Annotated in this window: 4 protein-coding genes; 3 read left to right on the top strand and 1 reads right to left on the bottom strand. The window is 68.9% G+C overall.

Features of this window, described 5'->3' with window-relative positions; all coding sequences use genetic code 11:
* On the bottom strand, positions 1-550 hold a 550-nt coding region (locus tag QN345_RS16635), incomplete at its 3' end, for a LysR family transcriptional regulator (protein ID WP_323508909.1).
* 116 nt (positions 551-666) lie between these two features.
* Here QN345_RS16635 and alsS point away from each other — a divergent pair.
* The 3 genes from alsS to hemG all read left to right on the top strand — a co-directional run.
* Entirely contained in the window at positions 667-2,457 is a 1,791-nt protein-coding gene (gene alsS, locus QN345_RS16630; protein ID WP_322189346.1) for an acetolactate synthase AlsS, read from the top strand.
* The gene (gene budA / locus QN345_RS16625; protein ID WP_322189348.1) at positions 2,454-3,188 is read left to right on the top strand and encodes an acetolactate decarboxylase; all 735 of its coding nucleotides are present in this window, start codon (positions 2,454-2,456) and stop codon (positions 3,186-3,188) included. Before alsS ends, budA begins: the two co-directional genes overlap by 4 nt.
* Before the next feature lie 152 nt (positions 3,189-3,340).
* Positions 3,341-3,866 (top strand): protoporphyrinogen oxidase (gene hemG / locus QN345_RS16620; RefSeq protein ID WP_323508908.1); only part of this gene is annotated, 526 nt, incomplete at its 3' end.

Genomic DNA, 3,866 nt, shown 5'->3' with positions numbered 1-3,866 from the left:
CCTTGTTCGTGCCCATCAGCTGGGCATCGTTCAAATAGGTGAGGTCGTCGACGGTGATGCCGAACCGGGCGGCCACGAGCTGGGTGGGCACGGGTCCGCTGAGCGCGAGGAAGGCGAGGTCGAGTTCGCCGGTCGCGAGCTCGTCGAGGAGCCCGGCCGAACCGCGCCTGGCCGCGCGCAGCCGCACCCCGACCCCCGGGTGGCCGGTGCGGAACAGCCCGAGCAGTCGCGGCACGTTGACGAGGGTGACCGAGGTCATCAGGCCGATCACGATCGACCCCGTGATCGCGTGGGTGGTCTCCTCGGCGGCATCGCGCACCCCGTTCACGGCATCGAGCGCCTCGCGCACCTTGGGCAGCAACAGCTCGCCCGTCGAGGTGAGCCGGATCTGCCTGCGGCTGCGGTCGAAGAGCTCGACGCCGAGTTCGTTCTCGAGCGACCGCACCCCCGCGGACACCGCGGACTGCGCGATCGTGAGCCGGTCGGCGGCGCGCGTGAAGCTCAGTTCGCTCGCCACCGCGCTGAAGAATTCGAACTGTCGCACATCCACTCGTGCATCATCTCATTTACAGATCGTTTCCATCACCATTCGGCGTTGTTTCTTATCTGTCGGAGCGGGACGATAGATACAGGGAGCCGCTCGAATGGCGAACCGGAAGGCATGACGTGACGAACAATTCAACTGTCCTGGGCAGCGGCCCCGTGGCGGACGCCCCGATCCAGGCGGATGCCCGCGTCCAGACCGATCCTCATTCCGCGGTCCCCTCGATAACGGATGGCCTCGGCGCGCCCGCCGCGCCCCGGCGCTCGGCCGACCGGGTCGTCGAGGTGCTCAAGGCCCACGGGGTGAAATGGGTGTTCGGCGTTCCCGGCGCCAAGATCGACCCCGTCTACGACGCCCTCGTCGACGACGGCCCCGAACTCATCGTCTGCCGGCACGAGCAGAATGCGGCCTTCATGGCCGCGGCCGTCGGCCGGCTGAGCGGCCAGCCCGGGGTCGTGCTCGTCACGAGCGGGCCCGGCACCTCCAACCTCGCGACCGGCCTGCTCACGGCCACGACAGAGGGCGACCCGATGGTCGCGATCTGCGGCGCGGTCTCCCGCGCCGACCGGCTCAAGCGCACCCACCAGTCCATGGACGCCGTCGGCATGCTCTCCGCCGTGACCAAGTCCGCAGGCGAGGTCAGCGTCGCCGACAACGTGCCGGAGGCCATCGCCAACGCGTTCCGACGCGCGACCCAGGAGCCCAAGGGCGCCGCCGCCGTCGTGCTCCCGTATGACGTGCTCGTCGACACGACGACCGTGTCGATGACGGGACCGCACTGGGTGCCGCGCCTCGGCGCCGCCCCGGCGGAGAGTGTCACGCGCGCGGCCGCACTTCTGAAGGGCGCGAAGTTCCCGGTCATCCTCGCCGGCGCACGTGCAGGGTCCGACCGCGCGACCGTTGCCCTGCATCGCCTTCTCGGCGTCGCCGACCTGCCCGTCGTCGAGACGTTCCAGGCGGCCGGCGTGCTGTCCCACGAGCTCGAAGAGCACTACCTCGGCCGGGTGGGCCTGTTCCGCAACCAGCCGGGCGACATCCTGTTGCACAAGGCCGACCTCATCCTCGCGATCGGCTACGACTTCGTCGAGTACGAGCCCTCGAAGTGGAACAAGGACCACCAGCGCCGGATCATCCACCTCGACGAGCTCTCCGCAGACCTCGACGACTACTACCGCCCGACGGTCGAGCTGCGCGGCGACGTCGCCGAGACCATCGACGCGCTCGCCCGGCAGATCGACGGCCTCGAGCTCAGTGCCGCGGCATCCGCTGTCGTCGCCACCGAACGGGCCCGCCTCGCCGAGGCCGACGAACCGCACTGGAACGACGACGAGTCGGAGGGTGTGCACCCCGCGGCCCTGACCCTCGCGATGCGCAACCTGCTGCCCGATGACACGACCGTGCTCTGCGACGTGGGGTCGCACTACATCTACATGGCCAGGCACTTCCGCACCTATCACCCGCGTACCCTGCTCTTCTCCAACGGGCAGCAGACCCTCGGCGTCGCCCTTCCGTGGGCGATCGCCGCGAGCCTCGTGCGGCCGGGCACCCCGGTCGTCTCCGTCTCGGGCGACGGCGGGTTCCTCTACTCGGCGATGGAACTCGAGACCGCGGTGCGCCTCGGCTCGACGTTCACCCACGTGATCTTCAACGACGGCACCTACGACATGGTCGCGTTCCAGCAGCAGGGCAAGTACGGCCGCACCTCCGGCGTGCAGCTCGGCGACTACGACGCGGTCAAGTACGCCGAATCCTTCGGCGCCCACGGTTACCGGGTCACGCACCTCGACGACTTCGCGGGCGTGCTGAAACAGGCCATGGCCGAGCCAGGGCCGAGCATCATCGACGTGCGCGTCGACTACCGAAACAACCGGGATGAGCTCATGGCTGATCTGGAAAGCGATGTGCTGCAGTGAGTGAATTCACGGTCTCCCGACACGAGATCTTCCAGACGAGCCTGATGAGCGCCCTGCTCGACGGCGTGTACGAGGGCGAGATGACCGTGCGCGACCTGCTCGGCCACGGCAGCTTCGGCATCGGCACCTTCAACGGGCTCGACGGCGAGATGCTGATTCTCGACGGCAGCTGCTACCAGCTGCGTGCCGACGGCGGAGTCTCCAAGGCCGATCTCGGCGCGCACACCCCGTACGCGGTCGTCACGAACTTCGTCCCTCACGTCGAGAGCGATCTGCCGGAGGGTGTCCTGCGCGCGGAGGCATCCGCCTTCATCGACCGCATGACCTCGTCGGAGAACTACATGTACGCGCTGCGGATCGACGCCGAGTTCGAGTGGATCACCATGCGCACGGTCGTCAAGCAGGAGAAGCCGTATCGCCCGATGGTCGAGGCCACCGATGAGGACGCGATCGTCGAGCTGCACAACGTGACCGGCACGATCGTCGGCTTCCGCACCCCGCTCTACGAGCAGGGCATCGGCGTTCCCGGCTGCCACGCCCACTTCGTCACCGACGACCGCCGCGCCGGCGGCCACGTGCTCGACTTCAAGCTGAAGTCCGGCCACGCCGCCCTCTGCCTCGGCACCGACCTGCGCCTGCAGCTGCCGCTGACGGATGCCTTCCGCGACGCCAATCTCTCGCCAGACGACCTCGAGTGGCAGCTGCAGAAGACCGAGGCGCACGCCAAGTAGGCGCTCCTGCGGTCTCGGGTCACGGGGGCGCGGCAGAACGGGACGCCGACACTAGTGTCGGAAAACCCTTTCCTGCCGAGCCGTAGGATCGATGGAACGGTGTGCTCCAGCCTTCCGACTGTGCCGGTCCACCGGCAACGGAAGGACCATACGTGCTCTCTCGACCCCGGGTCGTCATCGTCGGCGGCGGAATCAGCGGACTGGCGACAGCCCACTATCTGCACCAGTCTCTCGGGGACGGGGTCCTGATCACCGTGCTCGAGGCCTCCCCCCGCCTCGGCGGCAAGATCATCACCGAGGACTTCGCCGGGCACTCGGTCGACGCCGGCCCCGATGCGCTGATGGTGCGCGCACCCGTCGCCGTGAACCTCCTCACCGACCTGGGCCTCGCCGACCTCGTCGTCGCACCCGCGAGCGGGGGATCGCGGATCTGGTCCCGCGGACGCCTCCGCACGCTGCCCGCAGGAACCGTGTTCGGCATCCCCGACCGACTGCTGCCGCTGCTCCGGTCACGCCTGCTCTCCCCGCTCGGCTTCGCCCGGGTACTCCTCGACCTCGTGCTCCCCGCCGGGCGCACCCTGCCGGCCGATCCCACGATCGCCGAGATCGTGGTCCCGCGGATGGGCCACGAGGTCTTCGACCGGCTCGTCGACCCCCTTCTCGGCGGCATCCACGCCG

Source organism: Cryobacterium sp. 10I1 (assembly GCF_035019805.1).
GTDB lineage: Bacteria > Actinomycetota > Actinomycetes > Actinomycetales > Microbacteriaceae > Cryobacterium > Cryobacterium glucosi.
Note: the sequence above shows the minus strand (reverse complement) of the source record. Positions and strands in the feature narration are given on the sequence as shown.